17 protein-coding genes and 1 pseudogene are annotated in these 17,326 nt (G+C 38.5%); 11 read left to right on the top strand and 7 right to left on the bottom strand.

Going from position 1 to position 17,326, the window contains the following annotated elements:
- Positions 1 to 14 precede the first annotated feature (14 nt).
- Positions 15 to 362: a hypothetical protein gene (locus PE36_RS07945; protein ID WP_006031475.1), complete on the top strand. Its 348-nt coding sequence runs from the start codon at positions 15 to 17 to the stop codon at positions 360 to 362.
- Between the two features lie 4 nt (positions 363 to 366).
- The gene (locus PE36_RS07940; RefSeq protein WP_006031474.1) at positions 367 to 1,830 is read left to right on the top strand and encodes a DUF4041 domain-containing protein; all 1,464 of its coding nucleotides are present in this window, start codon (positions 367 to 369) and stop codon (positions 1,828 to 1,830) included.
- 392 nt (positions 1,831 to 2,222) lie between these two features.
- Here the strand turns inward: PE36_RS07940 and xerC are convergent, their stop codons facing one another.
- The 4 genes from xerC to PE36_RS07920 are packed head-to-tail and all read right to left on the bottom strand — an operon-like array spanning position 2,223 to position 8,889.
- Positions 2,223 to 3,647: a tyrosine recombinase XerC gene (xerC, locus tag PE36_RS07935; RefSeq protein WP_043994271.1), complete on the bottom strand. Its 1,425-nt coding sequence runs from the start codon at positions 3,645 to 3,647 to the stop codon at positions 2,223 to 2,225.
- Position 3,648: 1 nt separating this feature from the next.
- On the bottom strand, positions 3,649 to 4,170 hold the full coding sequence (locus PE36_RS07930) for a hypothetical protein (RefSeq protein ID WP_006031472.1): 522 nt from the start codon (positions 4,168 to 4,170) through the stop codon (positions 3,649 to 3,651).
- A gap of 10 nt (positions 4,171 to 4,180) precedes the next feature.
- On the bottom strand, positions 4,181 to 6,544 hold the full coding sequence (locus PE36_RS07925) for a hypothetical protein (protein WP_006031471.1): 2,364 nt from the start codon (positions 6,542 to 6,544) through the stop codon (positions 4,181 to 4,183).
- Entirely contained in the window at positions 6,535 to 8,889 is a 2,355-nt protein-coding gene (locus PE36_RS07920) for a hypothetical protein (protein WP_006031470.1), read from the bottom strand. The genes PE36_RS07925 and PE36_RS07920 overlap by 10 nt, the downstream gene beginning before the upstream one ends.
- Positions 8,890 to 9,032: 143 nt before the next feature.
- Between PE36_RS07920 and PE36_RS07915 the strand changes: the two are divergent.
- A pseudogene (locus PE36_RS07915) lies at positions 9,033 to 9,293 on the top strand (YtoQ family protein); the annotation flags it as partial.
- A gap of 35 nt (positions 9,294 to 9,328) precedes the next feature.
- On the opposite strand, the gene PE36_RS07910 reads toward PE36_RS07915, so the two are convergent.
- Positions 9,329 to 10,258: an AraC family transcriptional regulator gene (locus tag PE36_RS07910; RefSeq protein WP_006031468.1), complete on the bottom strand. Its 930-nt coding sequence runs from the start codon at positions 10,256 to 10,258 to the stop codon at positions 9,329 to 9,331.
- Positions 10,259 to 10,563: 305 nt separating this feature from the next.
- Between PE36_RS07910 and PE36_RS07905 the strand changes: the two genes are divergently transcribed.
- From PE36_RS07905 to PE36_RS07875, 8 genes are all read left to right on the top strand, one after another.
- Positions 10,564 to 10,953, top strand: a complete 390-nt coding sequence (locus tag PE36_RS07905; RefSeq protein WP_006031467.1) for an NUDIX domain-containing protein — start codon at positions 10,564 to 10,566, stop codon at positions 10,951 to 10,953.
- Between the two features lie 154 nt (positions 10,954 to 11,107).
- Positions 11,108 to 11,413 (top strand): NIPSNAP family protein, encoded by a 306-nt coding sequence (locus PE36_RS07900; RefSeq protein WP_043994268.1) that lies wholly within the window; start codon positions 11,108 to 11,110, stop codon positions 11,411 to 11,413.
- 117 nt (positions 11,414 to 11,530) lie between these two features.
- Positions 11,531 to 11,701: a hypothetical protein gene (locus PE36_RS24545; RefSeq protein WP_006031465.1), complete on the top strand. Its 171-nt coding sequence runs from the start codon at positions 11,531 to 11,533 to the stop codon at positions 11,699 to 11,701.
- 72 nt (positions 11,702 to 11,773) lie between these two features.
- Complete coding sequence (locus PE36_RS07895; protein ID WP_006031464.1) at positions 11,774 to 12,178, top strand: VOC family protein; 405 nt, start codon at positions 11,774 to 11,776, stop codon at positions 12,176 to 12,178.
- A gap of 389 nt (positions 12,179 to 12,567) precedes the next feature.
- A complete protein-coding gene (locus PE36_RS07890) occupies positions 12,568 to 12,846 on the top strand; it encodes a peptidylprolyl isomerase (protein ID WP_006031463.1) in 279 nt (92 codons plus the stop codon).
- Positions 12,847 to 13,024: 178 nt separating this feature from the next.
- On the top strand, positions 13,025 to 13,939 hold the full coding sequence (yddG, locus tag PE36_RS07885) for an aromatic amino acid DMT transporter YddG (RefSeq protein WP_043994266.1): 915 nt from the start codon (positions 13,025 to 13,027) through the stop codon (positions 13,937 to 13,939).
- Positions 13,940 to 14,049: 110 nt separating this feature from the next.
- Complete coding sequence (locus PE36_RS07880) at positions 14,050 to 14,520, top strand: GNAT family N-acetyltransferase (protein ID WP_006031461.1); 471 nt, start codon at positions 14,050 to 14,052, stop codon at positions 14,518 to 14,520.
- A 105-nt stretch (positions 14,521 to 14,625) separates the two neighbouring features.
- Entirely contained in the window at positions 14,626 to 15,066 is a 441-nt protein-coding gene (locus PE36_RS07875; protein WP_006031460.1) for a YccF domain-containing protein, read from the top strand.
- Positions 15,067 to 15,160: 94 nt separating this feature from the next.
- Here PE36_RS07875 and PE36_RS07870 read toward each other — a convergent pair whose 3' ends face one another.
- Together PE36_RS07870 and PE36_RS07865 are read right to left on the bottom strand one after the other, a co-directional pair.
- Positions 15,161 to 16,399: a leucine-rich repeat-containing protein kinase family protein gene (locus tag PE36_RS07870; protein ID WP_006031459.1), complete on the bottom strand. Its 1,239-nt coding sequence runs from the start codon at positions 16,397 to 16,399 to the stop codon at positions 15,161 to 15,163.
- Between the two features lie 121 nt (positions 16,400 to 16,520).
- Positions 16,521 to 17,324, bottom strand: coding sequence for a siderophore-interacting protein (locus PE36_RS07865; RefSeq protein WP_006031458.1), 804 nt, complete (start codon positions 17,322 to 17,324; stop codon positions 16,521 to 16,523).
- Between the last annotated feature and the right edge of the window lie 2 nt (positions 17,325 to 17,326).

Here is a 17,326-nt window from a genome sequence, read left to right as displayed (position 1 = left end):
TTAAGGAGGAGACGTTGGCTAGAAAAGGGAGCGGTTTAAGGTTAGCTATTAAAGTTGTTAAGGCTATTGATAAAGCTGGCAAGCAAGCAGCCAGAGATAACGAGCGTAGACAAAAGGCAATAGCAAGAGAGCAGGCTAAATCTGAGAGAGAACATCAGAAGCGATTAAGAGAGTTGGAGCGTGATGCAATACGTGCAGAAAAAGATAGGACTAATATAGCTAAACAATCGGAAAAAATAAATATCGCTAAAGCAAAGCAGCAGTTCAAAGATTCACTTATCGATGCCCAAGAAGAATACATTGATAGGTGCTCTGAAAGAGCTTCTTTACGTAAACAATTTATTAATGCAGTACTAAGGTAGTCATATGGATAACAACCTCCTGATTGTTATAGCGGTTGCAGTGTCAGTAATAATTGCTAGCTATTTAATCACTAAGAGCCATTTCAATAAAAAACTAAATGAATACAAAAATAATGTTAATTCAAAGCTCGATACATATAAGAGTCTTGATGAAGCATTAGCTCAAACACAAGAAGAGTTGACGTTGACTCTAAATGAATTGAATGCTCAAACCAAAGAACTAGATCGCGTGCGAATTGAGACTGTTGAATTACAAGAACTTAAGAAAAATGAAAAACAGTTATTAGAGTGTGTTCAGTTGCATACTTCAGCGATTTCTAAGTTAAAAGTGGATGAAGAAAAACTTGTGTTAAGTTTATCCAACCTTGGTGCGGAGCAGGAAGAATTAATGAGGATGTTAGATTTATACTCTCGCTTGGATGAATATACATCATGTGGCCATTTTGAAATGCCAGATTATCTCTATGAAACTTCAGTTAGGTTTGCTGAGGAGATTAAAGATGTCAGGGTTCAGCAGAAAGAAATGATTAAAGAAAAAAAGGCTGTCACTTACCCAGACACAACAATCATTTCAAATGACAAATCGTTCAATAAAAAGATTCTGAGCGGTCAAGTTAAGTTGATGCTAACGGCATTTAATACAGAATGTGATTTTCTTATAGGTAAAGTTAGCCCAAGTAGTTTCGGTCGAACTTTAGAACGCATAGAAAAGCTTGCTAATACTCTTGAAAAATCGGCTGCAACATTGGAATGTGGGTTCGACATAAGTTATGTGGAACTGAAATTTGAAGAGTGCAAGCTCCAATACCAATATACATTGAAGAAGCAAGAAGAAATAGCAGAGCAAAAGTTAATAAAAGAGCAAATAAGAGAGGAGCAACGTGCTATCAAGGAGTATGAGCGAGTCGTTGCTGAAGCTGAAAAAGAAGAAAAAATGTATAGGGATTTGTTGGATAAGGCACGAAAAGAGCTATCAGGAATTTCTGAAAATGAAAGGGCAATTGCAGAACTACGTATTACTCAACTTGAGCAGCAATTACTCGACGCTGAAGCTAAAGAAAATCGAGCGAAAAGTATGGCTCAGCAAACTCGAAAGGGCCATGTATATGTAATTAGTAATATTGGCTCATTCGGAGAGGATGTATACAAAATAGGTATGACTAGGCGTTTAGAGCCTATGGATCGTGTCAAAGAACTAGGTGATGCAAGTGTGCCGTTCCCATTCGATGTGCATGCCATGATATATGCTGAGGATGCTCCTGCACTTGAAACTGCTCTGCATCGAACATTTACATCATTAAGGGTTAATGCTGTAAATCTTAGGAAGGAATTCTTTCAGGTGGATCTCGACTCTATAAAAGAGGCTGTTGATAATATTGATGGAATGGATGTTGAGTTTAAGATGACGGCTTTAGCTGAAGACTATTATGAAAGCCTTCGTCTTCAAGAGCGGTTAGCAGCTGCCTAGTATCACTAGCACAAAAGCCTTCTGTGTAAAGACTGAAGGCTTTGTTGACCATTACACTGTTTTAAACTTTAAACCTTCCGTTTTGAGGATTATCTGAGATTACATTTTTGGTTTGTAGATATTTAGTGATTAGGTGAAAAGTAGGTACTTAGTGACTGCGTTGCTCATGTCTAAACAAGGCATTAATCTCAATTTAATAATACTTTATGTAATGTGAACTGTACCATTTAAAGTTTCAACTCTAAGCCATTTCTGTCCAGATCTGGCTTAGAGTCATTGATCATCCTCTGGGCTATCAGCTCTCGACACATCATAAAATAAGAACTGGCAGATTACACTCAAAGCAACCCGCTAATGAATCACTTTGTAAATATTTGGTTTTTAGAGAATGATCATTTCACAACAGATATTCCAACATCTACACGATCGCTACTCGATAGTGCATTATCTATATCACCTTTAAATGCCTCAATTAAATTAGATAGCGCTAATAAAGCTTCGGTTGTGGTTATTGACTTGCTTTTAATTTGTTGATTGATAGCTTCTAGATGTTGACCTACTATTTTTACTGAATCCTTTAGTTGAACGGCATCATACACTTCGCTGTAACCATTCAAATCAGAAAATACGAGGTTAATATAGATATCTAGTGAATGTAGTCTGAGATGCCCGGTCCATTGCTGTAGTTGCATTTTAAATCGTTCAGTATGTAATAAGTGCTCACGAAATTTATCTCCCGAAGTAATGTCTTTATGCTTCAAGATAATCTCTCTAAGCTTGTTGGTGATGAAGGCATGTCGGAATAAGTGAGCATGAAATGGTCCTTCAATACCCACTTTCTTCTTCCAAATATTCAAATAAGTACCAGTTGATTCGCTTTGAAAGGGTTTTCCAGTGGTTAGCGATACGAACAAATAATCATGGTCATTAGCCTTGCCAATTGTACGCTTGATGATCTTTTTACGTACCTTGTTTATGTATTCCTTAATGCAGGCTAGCAGAGCTAATGAAACGGGGATGCTTCGAGTAACATCATTATCTCTTCGCTTTAATGTTGTTAATTTCAGATGGGGATTGCCGTTCGTTCTCGCAGCATTATCTATATCTTGAACTGTGATAAGGTGAATCTCACTAATTCGACCGCCTAGTTGTTCTAAGCATTGATATAAAGCAATATCACGCAATCTCTTTTCACGGTTATCTTGATTGTAGATGTAATTCCACACCTTTAAGGCATCGGCTTCACTTACTGGCAATCGACGTTTAACGGCGTCTTTTGTTGGTACGCAACTATGAGTAATAACTTCGATTTCTTTCTTGTTATTTGAGCCTTCAATTACGATGCGATGTTTCTCGATGGTAACTTTTAGCCTATTTTCGTTACCTGTTCCAATAAAGTGCTCAAGATCATGATAATACTGAACAAACATTAAAAAGTCGAGGCAGCGTTGAGCTATTTGAATTACATGATTATTACTTCGTGCAAGCTCACCTAATTTATCTCGCTCACCCTGTAAACAATGAACGAATAAGGTAAAATAGGAATCGGTTAGTTGGCTAAAACGGAGTTTGTTTTTAAAGCAATAGTGAACTAAATGATGAATAAGTTTGGCGTAGGTCTTTAATGTCCCACCCTTAATACGCCTCGATCTAACAGCAGTAAGCTGCTTGTGCATATACATATTAGCTTCATTGCAAGGCATACCGTTATTATAAGTGATAAAAGGTGTGTAGCTTGCATCGACGATTTGTAATTTTTGGTTAAGTGGTGAGTAGAAATCCCAACGCTCGAAATTTTTTAAATAAGTTATTGGCATACTAAGTTTTACCATGCAGTGTATAGCTTAGCTTAGCTTCAATTATACGATTGATACGGTGGTACTCAGCTCGCCTTAACTCTGAACTATCACTTGAATGAGCCATTTTTTTTAGTTCACCGCGCAATTCAGTAATGAGTACGGTTAATAAAAAATCACTTTTTTGCATTGTGCTTAATTGAGCTTCCAACTTATCAATTTTGTTCCTCAAACCTGTTCGAGTTGACTTTGTGGCTTTATCTCCTAGAATTGCACTTTCAATGGTGTCCTTTGCGCTGTTACGCAATTCATCTAGTTCAGTAAAGCCTCGAACAAGCAAAGGTTCTGAAGCGCTCTTGAGTGTATTTAGAGTGCAAGATGCGATACCTCGTTCAATATTAGTGTATTTCGCTAGCCCATTTTGAGATTTTAGGGCTGGTCTCAATCTATCATCTTCTTTGAATCTAGAGGGTTCTTTGATAATGTCTAAGAGTAGCGCTTTTGTTTCGATAACTTTCTTTTGATTGATTTCTAATGTATTCATCTTATCGTCCTTAATCTAGTTCTTTGACTTGAAGCGTTAGTGTAAAATCGTTAATCTTTTTCCCACCTTGGGTTACCGTAAAAAATTCAGGTTCAAGGGTGATTAAACCATCGTCTAAAAGTTCAATTACCTGAGATTCTAGAGCTTCTTGGTCTTTCAATTGCTCAATGCTAGGAATAGTTTGATAACCATCGTCATAATCTTCAATAGCTTCGGAAACTGTTGAAAGTGAGATGTTTTCTTTCGCTACTCCATATCGCTTGGCAATAAGATCAGCTAACGCATCAATATTTTCAAGTTTTTGATTCTGTGCTTCCTCCACAATGTAAGATGCCTTAACACCATTTAGAACGGCACCAGTTTCAGTTTCACTGATGTAGCGGTATAAGTGTTCAATATCAGTATGAGCGAGCATCCAGCGTAAAGTGTCTAAACCATCAAATCCTTTTGACCAAAAGAACACCATCGCAATAAATCGTCGTAATTGGTGTTGGCGAACGTAATAGCGACGTAATTCATTATCTCCAAATTTCACAAGCGGCGTTTCGAAATAATCGCAGACGGCATTTAAATGAGCACTATATGTATTTGGATTAATGCTAGATAAGGTAAATGAGTTGAGGGATAAGTTATTAAACAGAAGTAACAGCCCTTTGTTGAGTCCAAACTCAATAATGGACTGATTAAATTGCTCTAGTTTCCATATAAGTAAAGCAAAGGAACGTGGTATCGGACGTTTAATGGTTGCGTGTCTTCCGTGCTCACCTCCTATACCCGACTTCATAACAATTGTCGTTAATTGGTAATCTGTTTTTTGACCTTTTTCACTCGATGGGTCGAGGTGCGGGGATAGATTTCCTTGAGGCTTCAGGCTGATTAACTCATCAATACGCTTTGCCATGATGACACCCGTCAATATCTGAATAGAGCCCATTAGCACATGGTATAGATCAAATAACCCATGATTATTACGCCTTTTGTTAAAGGCATTGCTATCAGTACGAGAAACATAAAGCTGCTCCACGCCCATTTCTTTTAAGTTATCATGAACCAACGTAATTGCTTCGTTTTTTACCCAATCAGTGTGTTCGCTTCTTGTTGTTTGCTTGCCATCAATACAAACGTGTTTTTTATCTTTGTTCTTTTTAGTTTGTTCTTTAAATACCAGTAATACAGAATCTAAAATGGCATCTTGATACTTACGAGCAAACTCATAACAGTCTTCGATTAAATTAAACACTAGCTTGGGAGGGAGTGTTTTGGTTCGCCCATTTATTCTAAGCTTTATATGTTCTTTAATACGAGTTGATGATATGTATTTCATTGCTGTCGGTGAAAACTTGCTTACCTCATTCCTTCCATTTACGACGTTAAGTAGTTTGAAGGTATTGATATATACTACTAGAATTTGCTCACTTAAAACTGTAGAAATATCTTTATTGGGTATGACGAGGTATTCTGTCCTTTGATTTTTGTCACCAAGCTTTAATTCTTCGATGTATGAAAGGGAAGTGGTCAGAGTGGGTATTATTTGATTAGCATAAAGTAGATCGAACAACACTGAATTAGAACCAGTAAGAAGCGTTGTAGTTCGATTTCCACGAAGTTTAGTGTTCGATTTTTGCAGATAATAACCAATGCTATCAAGCCAGCAACAAGCTTTAATCCTTTCTGCGATAGATAGGCGCAACACTTTGTCTTCATCAAGTAAAGAGCGTGTAATAAACGGGTGCTTCTTTTCGAAATCATTAGCATCGTCATCACTAATTAGGATTATTTTTTGAAGTAAAAACTTACGGACTTTGTTGTGATAATCATAAATCCCATTTTCTACACCGCCAGTACCTAATTTAACGAATAAGTCCATTAAAAAATCATCATTTAGACCTGACAGGTGTTGCGATGAAAGATGGATAATGTCGCCATGAATCAGTAAACTGTTAATAAGTACGATAACTCTTAAGATGGTTGCATTGATTGCGCTTTGTGTGTTTATTTTTCCGCCGTTTTCTAATGGATTATCGGTTGCAGTTATCCAGTATTTAAAAGCATTGAGTAAAGGCGCGTTATCTTTACTTGTAAGTTTTGAACCATTGCTCAGAATAACAGCATCCCAGTCAATAACCCTCCTGATTACTTTTTTGTTGATTATTAGTTTTATGTGCCAAGTAAATGATGAAAATTTGGACTCTAACCAATAGGGATTGTGCTCATCGTAATCGTAAATATTCGTAAAGCTATTGGTTATAACCTCTAGCGCTCTAAAATCGCCATTTGCGACAGATACATCAGCTACTGATTTTAAATCTTCTTTTGTAAGCTCTGAAAGAGTGGTAGAAGCGTTAGCGATACTTTCAATTAACTTTAACGACACAGCATATTCTCCTTGAAGGAAATTAAATTAAGAGGGTTATTCAGAGCTTTGTCATAAAGAGATTTGGCTTCCAAAGGAGGTGTTCTGTAACTTTTAGCTTTTTTAATTAAGGAGAAATGACTTAAAACGAAAACTGCGGATTCGTACCACTTTTCTATAATTGGACTGAATAAATCCTTTTCTACGGCATTTTCAATAATATGTTGAATCGCAATCAACACTTGAAATAATGGCGTGCTTAACGTAAACGTTAACTCATCTAACTCTTCTATTTGAATCTGTTTTTTTTCATCTTCAATGCCTGAACCGGCTCGTTCAAGGTGTTCGGGTAAGTCACCTAACCGATGGTTTTTCAAGAATTCATCGAGTGCTTTCGCGTCAAAATCTAATGCGTCAAATAGGTAAGGAGAATCCTGCAAAGCTTCAAAAATAATCGCGTTTTGGAATATGCGAACCCATCTTGAATTAAAATAATCCATCAGTGATTCCGGAAGATATGACTTTAGTATTTCCAGCTTAGCCTCTTTATGACCAAGTGCTTCCGCTACAGCTTTGATTGAATGAGTTTCTAAATAGATTTGAAGTCCTCGAGCTTTACGAATACCTCTAGGTGTGATTAAAGACGCTAAACCTTTGGCGTCAGACTTGCTTAGAATAAGCACTCCATTTTCATCAAAGGAATCAACCACAAGCGAATTTTGATAGTTAGATGCATTAGCTAATCGTGCGTTTAAGTGTAAAGTTCTACGTGGTTTTTGTACATTTGCTGTAAGCATCATGTAGCGCCAATCATTGCCCCCCTTCTTTTTCAATGCTTCTCTTGCAATTTGAGTGTGCTCAATTAACCCGTCAACAAGAATCTTTGAATATTCAGTCAAAACCACCTCCTGTTGAGCCATACCTGGACCTTTGCGATTCTTATAGCTAATCGCAATCCACTGTTTTCCAACTTGCTTTAAGCCTACCTTAGTGTTTTTTTCATCAAACAATACCCACTCTTGCAGCCAGCTTGGAGTGATTTTAGGATGTTCCAACACAAGAAGGGCAGTAAAAGCCATGAGGGTATCGCTAGTGGGTAGATTTAATTCGTGAATTAATTTGGAACCTTCACCAGGGAATCCCAAAAAACTCCCTGTATCACTGCCTACTCCAAACCCGTGGTGATAAAATGTTGCTATTGTAGTCTCTAAGTAGTTAGATCCTGCGGGCACATTCATTGACCAATGGTAAGGATGAGGCTTTACTTTACCCTTTTTTATGTAAGCAATATTTCGTCCATGTCGTTGGATTATGTCATCGACTAATTGCTGACTAACAACTCTAATGTGCTCAAGGTCACGATTAAGACGTTGATGAATAATGTTTAACGTCTCCTCATCTTTGATTTCAAGTGGTATATCAACAAACCATCTATCCTTCTCCTCTTGTGTGGACTTGCCACCCAAAGAAATAACTTGAGAACTGGTTTTTGGCCCTTTAAATAGAGGTGTAATAAAGGGCTTTAACGGTTCTTCAAATAAGCCAGCTTCAATAAAGCAAGAGGTGAAACGAGGAATTATAGCGGAAGACCATGTAACGGTAAAAGATCTTACATCTTGTTCGTTTATTATTGTTTTTAGTAACATGGAGTTAAAAACGTTAAGCATGAATGCGGTTGAGTTTTCAGCTTTAAGTGAATGTTTTAAAGCCTTGATTGTTAAACAGTGCTCTGTGAACTCATTTAGAAGTGATGTTAGTTGAGGTACTATGCCCCTTGCTGATGTGATTTTTTGGGTTCGTATATAGTTTGATATCGTTACATAAATTTTCTTTGTGAATACAGAGCCATAAGCATCATGTATCCGGGCAATGTGCAGATTTACTGATTGCAACTCCTTACTTTTGCACGCCCAACCTGAGTAATATTCAACGAGTGATGCATTCACATTCATTGACTGGTACTGTGTAATGCAATTTTGAACATCATCAGATATTTTGGACACCCTAATTTTAATATCTTGTAATGACATGTTATATTGAGAGGCTAATCGGCTCATCGTTCTTTTGAGCAGAGAGCTATAGTGACCACGCGCAGTTATAGATATGTTGGTCATTTCGCAATATACAAAGCCAATTAAAGCTGAAAAGTGGTGATTCAATTTACCTTCATTATTTTTGATGTCTAATGCGTTATATGGAATACCAGATTGTCGCACTGCGACATCCACGAATACTGAATATATATTCAATATTCCAACTGAGCTTTCTGGACATATGGATGATAAAATGTCTTTAATTTCAGAACTGTATTTCTCCGACAAGATCGTTTTCAGCTTCGGATAGTAGTTTAATTGTCCCGTATCCACATTAACACCATTGATAAATTATTTAGTTAGTTAAAGGCTAATACCTTATTTGATAGTTGTCAATTGAAAATGTCGTGATTTCTGTTTGTAAGTAATTGTTAATTATCAGTTTTAATTGTCTTTGATATCATTTTGATTTTGGGGAAAACCGTAAAGTGAATGCCATTCGCATTCAAACGGCTATAAAAAATTGTGATCTTGCAGTCATCCGCTTTGGTGAAAAGTACAAACAATGGAACGCTGCCTTCGATGCTGGTTACTGTGCGGCTTTAGGTAAACCTTATATTACCCTGCATGATGAAAGCCTGATCCATGCTTTAAAAGAAGTTGATGGTTCGGCGCAATCTTGGGCCACTACACCAAGCCAAATTGTGGAAATATTGACATATTTGGTCGCTAAGTAATAATCCTTAATTATAACGTTAGGCGCAGAGATTGATTACTCTTTTAGCATTCGTTTTCTAGCTTCATTAGGGTAAATACCACTCCAGCGATGATAACTGCGGCTGAATGCGCTTAAACTATTATAACCAAGTAGTACTGCGATATCCGTTTGGCGGTAGTAAGAGTTTTTCAAATATTGATTCGCCATATTGAATCTGACGGAATCAAGCAGCGCGCTGAATGAGGTGTTTTGTTCACCTAATTTACGCTGGAGAGTACGCTGACTATAATGCATCGATGATGCAATATCTTCTAATCTATATACGCTATTGGTTAGTGAAAAACTAATCGCATTTGAAACCCGTTTCACGATGCATTCGTTGTGTACTGGCTTGGTATTATTGATTCTGGTATTAAGCTGTTTAACAAGGTTTCCGATGTCGAGCTGTAGAACCGAATTGTCACAGGTAAGTGAAAGGGTATGATTATTAAAAGCGACCGGACAGCCAAAGTATTGGGCATATTCAGAAATTCGTTGTTGATCTTGTTCATTACGAAGAAAATAACAGGCTCTAATTGGAAAAGATCTACCGAGTAACCCATAGAGAATATTTACCGCACTCGCCATTGCATAATCTTGATACTGCACTAACTCCTGAATATGAGACTGTTCAAGATAAAAGCTTACTGTGAAGTGGTCTTGTTGTACCTGAATATCCACTTGATAGCCAGATACTAAGATCTTTAGGTATTTAACGATCACCTCTAATGCTTCCGAGACATTATTACAATCGCTGAGCATCGAACCTAATGGTGCCAAGATCATCATATCCTGCTGTCGAGCTAACTGCATCGCGATGTCGGGGAAGTCTAACTGCGCCGCTGCGGCCTCCAAAAGATAGACAAACTTGTCATAAGGAATAAGCAAACTCTCTTCTGAAAATATAGCTTTATCTAAACCAACTGATTCGTAAAGAGCAGACACGTTTCCACCTTTAGAAAGCACGAGAGAGCTAAATCCGTTTAAGAAACAAGTATTGATATAAGGTGAGTGCATCTTTGCTCCATATGAAGGGTTGGAGCACACTTTAGAGCGGCTGGCATTAGCTGTCAAACAGATGGCGTGAAATGGTAAGTGGCTGCTTTGTTAATCGCTCAAATTAGCCTATGGTTATAAAATAAAAAGTCGTCTTTTATAAGTCAATCTTGAGCTGAGTTAGTTATATTTTTGTTAAATTCACAATACATATGGGCATTAAATCGTAGAGAAAACCATGTTTAAGGATTAAAATGATTCAAGATGTAGTCCAAATAATTTTCGTTAAAGACTCTCGAGTACTGCTTGGTTTTCGTCAAAATACCGAGTTTCTCGATCAGCAATGGAGCCTTCCTGATGGTCGAATTGAACTTGGCGAAACCCCGCAAGTAAGTGCGTTACGCGAGTCATTAGAAGAAGTGGGTGTTGAGCCTATCAATCTTAATTTCTTAATTCAATTATCTGATCCTAATGTGGATTGTCAGCATTATGTTTACGTGTGCGATGATTGGCAAGGTGAACTAATAAATGCCGAACCTCATTTATGTCGTGAAGTGAGCTGGTTTGATATTGAAGCAGTACCTAGCATCTGTGCCCCGACAATACCGCCGATCATGGCTCAACTAAAAGAGTATTTAGGATGAATATCGCTTAACTGCAAGCGTGAAATGGCTTAGTTGTTTACGCACCTAATGATCCTATACAATAAAAATTGAGCGTAGATGTTGAATAAATTTGATTTAATATCACCACGATTAAACGGGAAATATAAGCATTACTAAAAGGGAGTTGGTATATATGGTTACTTGTTATTTGAGATATGTGATTAACGCTTCAAAGGTTAAAGATTTTGAAGCGTACGCTAAAATGTGGATCCCACTGGTTGAGAAATTTGGTGGTCAGCACAATGGTTATTTTTTGCCATCGGAAGGTGCAAACAATATTGCATTGGCGTTATTTACGTTTCCAAGTTTGGCTGCTTACGAGGAATATCGAATTAAATCATTTGATGATCAAGAGTGTATAAAAGCTTTTCAGTTCGCAGAAGAAACAAACTGTATTGTGAGTTATGAGCGTAGTTTTTTTAGGCCCGTATTTGCTTAGCCAATGTTAGTTATATCTTTTGTGGCTTGATTCTTTATTGCAGCCGTTTGTCTTCGTAAATGATCTTTCTACTAGTATTAGTAGTACACGTAAAACAAAGTAAGGTTTGTTTGGTTTATGAAAACTCTAATTTTGATGCTATGTACCTTGTTTATACTTGGCGGTTGTCAGCTAACCCGTGTAGAGGGGGAAGTTGATAACGTAGAAATAAAAGTGAGTACAAAGGATAATCATGACTCAAAAGGTCACTTCTGCCCACCAGGTCAGGCAAAGAAGGGTAACTGTTAATGAACCGTCAAACTCGGTTAATGTTGCTAGTCTTTAACTGGATTTTATTGTGTCTAGATAGGGACATCACTGATGAATTTAAGGGTTGTACCAGAGCTTTATTGTGTCGATATAGATGTAAGCAAGCACTTTTATGTCGATATTCTTGGCTTTAGTATTAAATATCAACGCCCAGAAGAACAGTTTCTATTTCTAACGTTAGACGGTGTTGATTTGATGTTAGAAGGGTTAAATAGTGAAGGAAGAAAATGGCTAACGGGTGATATGAATACACCATTTGGTCGCGGTGTTAATTTCCAATGGGATACAATTGATATTGATAATATCTATGATCGTATTCAATCATTATCACCAAGCTCTATTTATATGGAACTGGAAACGAAAACCTACGAATGTAACGACCAGCTAGCCACTCAAAAACAATTCATTGTGCAAGACCCTAATGGGTACCTGTTTCGGTTTTGTGAAGACAGCTAATTTGACGTCAAATACAGGGATGATATAGATGTGATTCACGGAGAGACTCATATTACGAAAGTTTGTAGAGAGTGACGAAGATGCTGTCATTCCCTCTGCTAAATTACGTCATTGTCATATGCTCGCTAGTAAGGCCTTTAATCAGCTCAAAAAAGTATGGGTTTTCGCTATTCAATTGTGATTTATACGCGGTGTTGATAGTTTCGTTTATATTTTTATTCTAATACACGGACAAAGGACACTACGCGATAGATGCAGCAAAAAGGTTAAATTATGAGCGTGATGTAGTTAAACAGTAGAGGTGGATATTAACCATTCCTCGCCTTTTTTATTTTTTTGTCTTACACTGATTTTAATTTATACCCCCCAGTAAAACAAAGGAAAAAAACATGGCTCAAGCAACTGCACGACACATTTTAGTAGACGACGAAGCAAAGTGTAATGAATTAAAAGCACAAATCGAAGCTGGTGCTGATTTTGCTGACGTTGCGAAGAAAAATTCAAACTGTCCTTCAGCCGCTAAAGGCGGTGATTTAGGCAAGTTTGGCCCGGGTATGATGGTTCCTGAGTTCGATAAAGTGGTATTTTCTGCGCCTTTAAATACAGTTCAAGGCCCAGTGAAAACACAATTTGGTTATCATTTGTTAGACGTGACTAGCCGTAGCTAATAATCATTTTATATTCCTCGCATCTTTCGTGATGCGAGGAATATTTCTGTAATTCAAACCAAGATTAAACTCCCCCCCGATATTTTATTACCCCCTATACCAAGAAAAGTAGTATTGTGCATGTTTGTCATTCTTTGACTTGACCTACTCACTACTGAATTATTTCAAAGGCATCCTATTGATTAATACACACAAATTTACCCTTGCAGGGTGCTTGGCAATTTTACTGTGGAGCACTATAGTCGGGCTCATCCGTAATGTCGCCGAGCAATTAGGGCCGATTGGCGGCGCTGCGATGATTTACACTGTCAGCTCTGTATTTTTGCTGATTGTTTTAGGTGCTCCTAAGCTTAAAAGCTTTCCGCCTCGCTATTTACTCATTGGCGGTGGACTGTTTATCAGTTATGAGATTTGCTTATCTTTGGCATTAGGCATGGCAAACGACCGCACCCAAGCGGTAGAAATGGGCGTCATTAACTACTTGTGGCCTTCGTTAACGGTCTTGCTCGCGGTATTTATCAGTGATAAACCCGTTAACAAGTTACTTTACCCTGCAATTGCGTTGTCATTTTTTGGTGTCGCATGGACCGTGGGCGGTGATGACGGTATTTCTATTAGTCAATTAAGCAGTAATATTGCGACCAATCCGGCCAGTTATTCAATGGCGTTTGTTGGAGCTTTTATTTGGGCGCTATATTGTAATGTAACCAAGAAACTCGCCAACGGTATGAATGGTATTACTTGGTTCTTTATTGGCACTGCGATTGTGCTTTGGATTAAATACTTGATAAGCAATGAACCTACCATGGTATTTACGACTGAAGCGACGTTTGACTTGTTACTCGCGGGTATCGTGATGGGCAGTGGTTATGCGCTGTGGAATATCGGTATTATTGGTGGCAACATGGTGTTTTTAGCCACGTTATCTTATTTCACACCAATCTTATCGACCTTCTTTTCGGCAATGATATTGGATATCGAGTTGACGACTAAGTTCTGGGAGGGCGTGGTAATGGTGACAATCGCCTCGTTAATTTGCTGGTGGTTGACGCGTGAAAAGTCTGTAATTAAGACGCAGGTTGAATCTAGCTAATTATTTTTAATTAATAATTTTAAATTAAATATCAGTATGCTAACGCTGTATTTACTTACTGTATTTACTTACTGTATTTACTTACTGTATTTAAGACGAGGTGACTGATTATGATTAACATTGAAAAATTAAATGCGTCACATATGAGTGCGATTCATCACATTACGTTAGCTGAAGAACAGATTAAATTTGCCAGTACGGTGGACGCGTTTCTTGCCGATAGTAGCGAAACCATGCATCTTCATGTCATCAAGTATCATGATGACGTTGTTGGATTTTTTAAAATTGATATCGCTTATTCGTCAACATTCGGATTTTGTTCAGAACCGAGCGTTGGGCTTAGAACATTTGTCATTGATGCGAAACTGCAAGGCAAAGGCATAGGTAGTAATGCGGTAAAGGCACTGCTTCCATACCTTAAAGAAAACTACCCTCACTATCACTCGCTATATTTGACGGTGAATTGTCAGAATCCCGGGGCTGTCAGTTGCTATCAAAAAGCGGGTTTGCAAGATACAGGCGAGTTATACCTAGGTGGTGCTGCAGGCCCTCAGCATATAATGAAAGCTAAAATTTTCTAAACTAGATAATCGATAGGGTAGATAAATTTTGAATTTAACTGTGTTTTTGCAGTCAAAAGCCAATGTACTGCATTAATTTATATTTAATCGATATAGGGCGATAACATGAGAACACTTGGTAATATAATCTGGTTTCTGTTTGGTGGCGCAGTCATGGGACTTGCATGGGTACTATTCGGCATATTAGCGTTTATTAGTATCGTTGGTATTCCTTGGGGGCGTTCTTGTTTTGTTATCGCCGGTTTCTCATTTTTCCCATTTGGTAAAGAAGCCATCTATCGAGACGAATTAACGCGCGCTGAAGATATCGGTACCGGCAGTGTTGGTTTCATTGGTAATGCGTTGTGGTTCATTTTTGCGGGTGTTTGGCTGGCAATCGGCCATGTGATGTCTGCGATAGCCTGTTTTGTGACTATCATCGGTATTCCATTTGCGCTGCAACATTTGAAATTAGCGGTTATCTCACTTGCCCCAGTTGGGCAAACTGTTGTAGATAAAGACGTTGCTGCAATGGCACGTTATAAGAACGATAAATTTAAGCTTTAGTAAAAATATAAATTATCATCATTATCTTAGCGCCCATTTAATATCAGTCAATTCGTTATCTTGATGTGAGTTAAATGGGCTAGCTAATCAGCCTTTAACCAACGCGCAGTTTAAGGCGTTTAAACGCTTCACTTCCTTGGTCTGCTTCAACACAAACACTTAATAAATCATCAATGAAATGCACGAATGCGCGGTGTTCAATTTGTTTCACTTGCGCTTGCTGTGTATCCGTTAACATGTGATACATAGTTGCCGCTCCAAAGTCGCCAAAGATGATATTCGCATCCACATCAAACAGGGTATTGTGCGCGTACAGATCACCGTGGCAAACTTGGTTGTCGTGTAAATGAGCAAATACGTCTTCCATCTGTGCCACGATCTTGTCAATTTGCGAAATAGACAAGCTAAATCCAGTTGGGAAGGTGTCACGCGTACAGCTATTAAAGCATGGCGGTAAGCCTAAGTTTGCGTAGTGTGCTGGGATCAAGTTCATGATCAGGGCTAAGTAACCATCTTCTTTTACCTGCGCAAGCGATTGCACTAGGCTAGGGTGGTTACCGACTTTTAAGCAAGCTTGTAACTCATCTTCTGGATAACCATCACTGGTCACTTCACCTTTAAATACTTTTACCGCAATCTCATCAGGGAATTGCGTTTGTTGCTCATTCCACACTGCTTTTGAGATCACGCCTGACGCGCCTTGTCCCAGTACGTTTTGCAATGTATAGCTTGATGATGCTAATTGCGGCACGCTATCAATTGATACGCTAGTTTGGCTGAATGGATTACCCGAGAATGCAAACCAAGCCAGCTTAGGTAAACCAAATAATTGCTCTGGACATGCTGTTAGGCGGTTAGCGGAAATACGTACCAGTTCAAGGTTGTGACACTGAGACATAGTCTGAGGTAGCTCAGTCAAACAGTTGCCCGCTAGTGCTAATTTTTGTAAGCGTGGACGTTCGCCTAATGAATCCGGTAAAACTTCAAGACGGTTATCCGTCAAGATCAACCAACGTAGTTTTACTGGTAGCGAATTTTCAGGTACTTGGTTAATTTGGTTTGATTTAAAGCCAACCATTTCTAAGTTAGGGCATTGGCCAAGTACTTCAGGTAGCGTTACAAATTGATTGTTTGATGCAAACAAGATCTTCAACTTCGTTAACTGGGCAATCTCTGCTGGTAGCGTTGTTAACTGGTTATTCGATAAGTCGAGGATCTCTAAACTGCTCGCCAGTGACAAGATCTCTAATGGAAAAGCGGTTAGGTTGTCTGATAATGTTAAACGCTTAATACCTGTTAATTCACCAGATTTTAGCTGAGATAGAGTATGCAAAATAATTTAGCCCGTGTTAGAAAGATACAAAACCGGGCCAGTTTACTTGAAAATGACTGAAAAGGGGGGATTAACAATGATATTAACCTCAGTGGTTACTGTTTTTGTCTTTGTTATAACGCTATGATGCAGCACTTTCCTCGGCCAAATTGTCATCACGTTTGGCAATCTTATGACCATCTTCAGTACAGCCCGTTTTCCAATAGCTGCTGATATAGATATTGTCTTTGTCGACGTTTCTGTCATTTCTGAAGTAAACACGTAGCGCACGCATAGCTGAAAACTCACAGGCACACCAAGCCGATACTTCACCTTGCTGCCACGTTAATGCTTTCACTTGGCGAGGTAAGTTTGTTTTAGCTTCATCAGCGATAACCCAAATAACCTCAATACCCTCGGGTTTGGTTAAGAGTTGCTTGTCGTCTTCATGATTAATTTCGATAACCGCATAACCATGGGCTGTTGTTGGTAGCTTAGTGAGTTGCGCAGACAAGGCTGGAAGAGCTGTCATGTCTGCGACTAAGAAGTACCAATCGGTATCTATATTGACGGGTTTAAGCATCCCTGGTCCCGCAATCGAAATGGTATCACCAGTGGTTGCAGATTGAGACCACGCAGCGGCAAAGCCACCACTGTAATTATCCATAGCCGAGTGTTCGTGATGAACAAAATCAACGTCTAATTGATTGAGCGCTTGGCGTAAATGACGGATGGTATAAGTACGCTTTTTCGGGTTTTTATCTGTCCCAAGCGTTGAAATATCGGTATCACCTTGCTCAGTGAACAGTAGCTTAATATAGCCACCTTCGGCATCAGCTGGAAAATCAGACAAGTCGTCAGCCTGAAAGCTAATGCGTTGCATATTATGCGTTAATTGCTGGTTGGCTATTACGGTTAATACTCTGCTGCTTGGTTTCTTACTCATAT

The organism is Moritella sp. PE36, assembly GCF_000170855.1.
Classification (GTDB): Bacteria; Pseudomonadota; Gammaproteobacteria; order Enterobacterales; family Moritellaceae; genus Moritella.
Note: the sequence above shows the minus strand (reverse complement) of the source record. Positions and strands in the feature narration are given on the sequence as shown.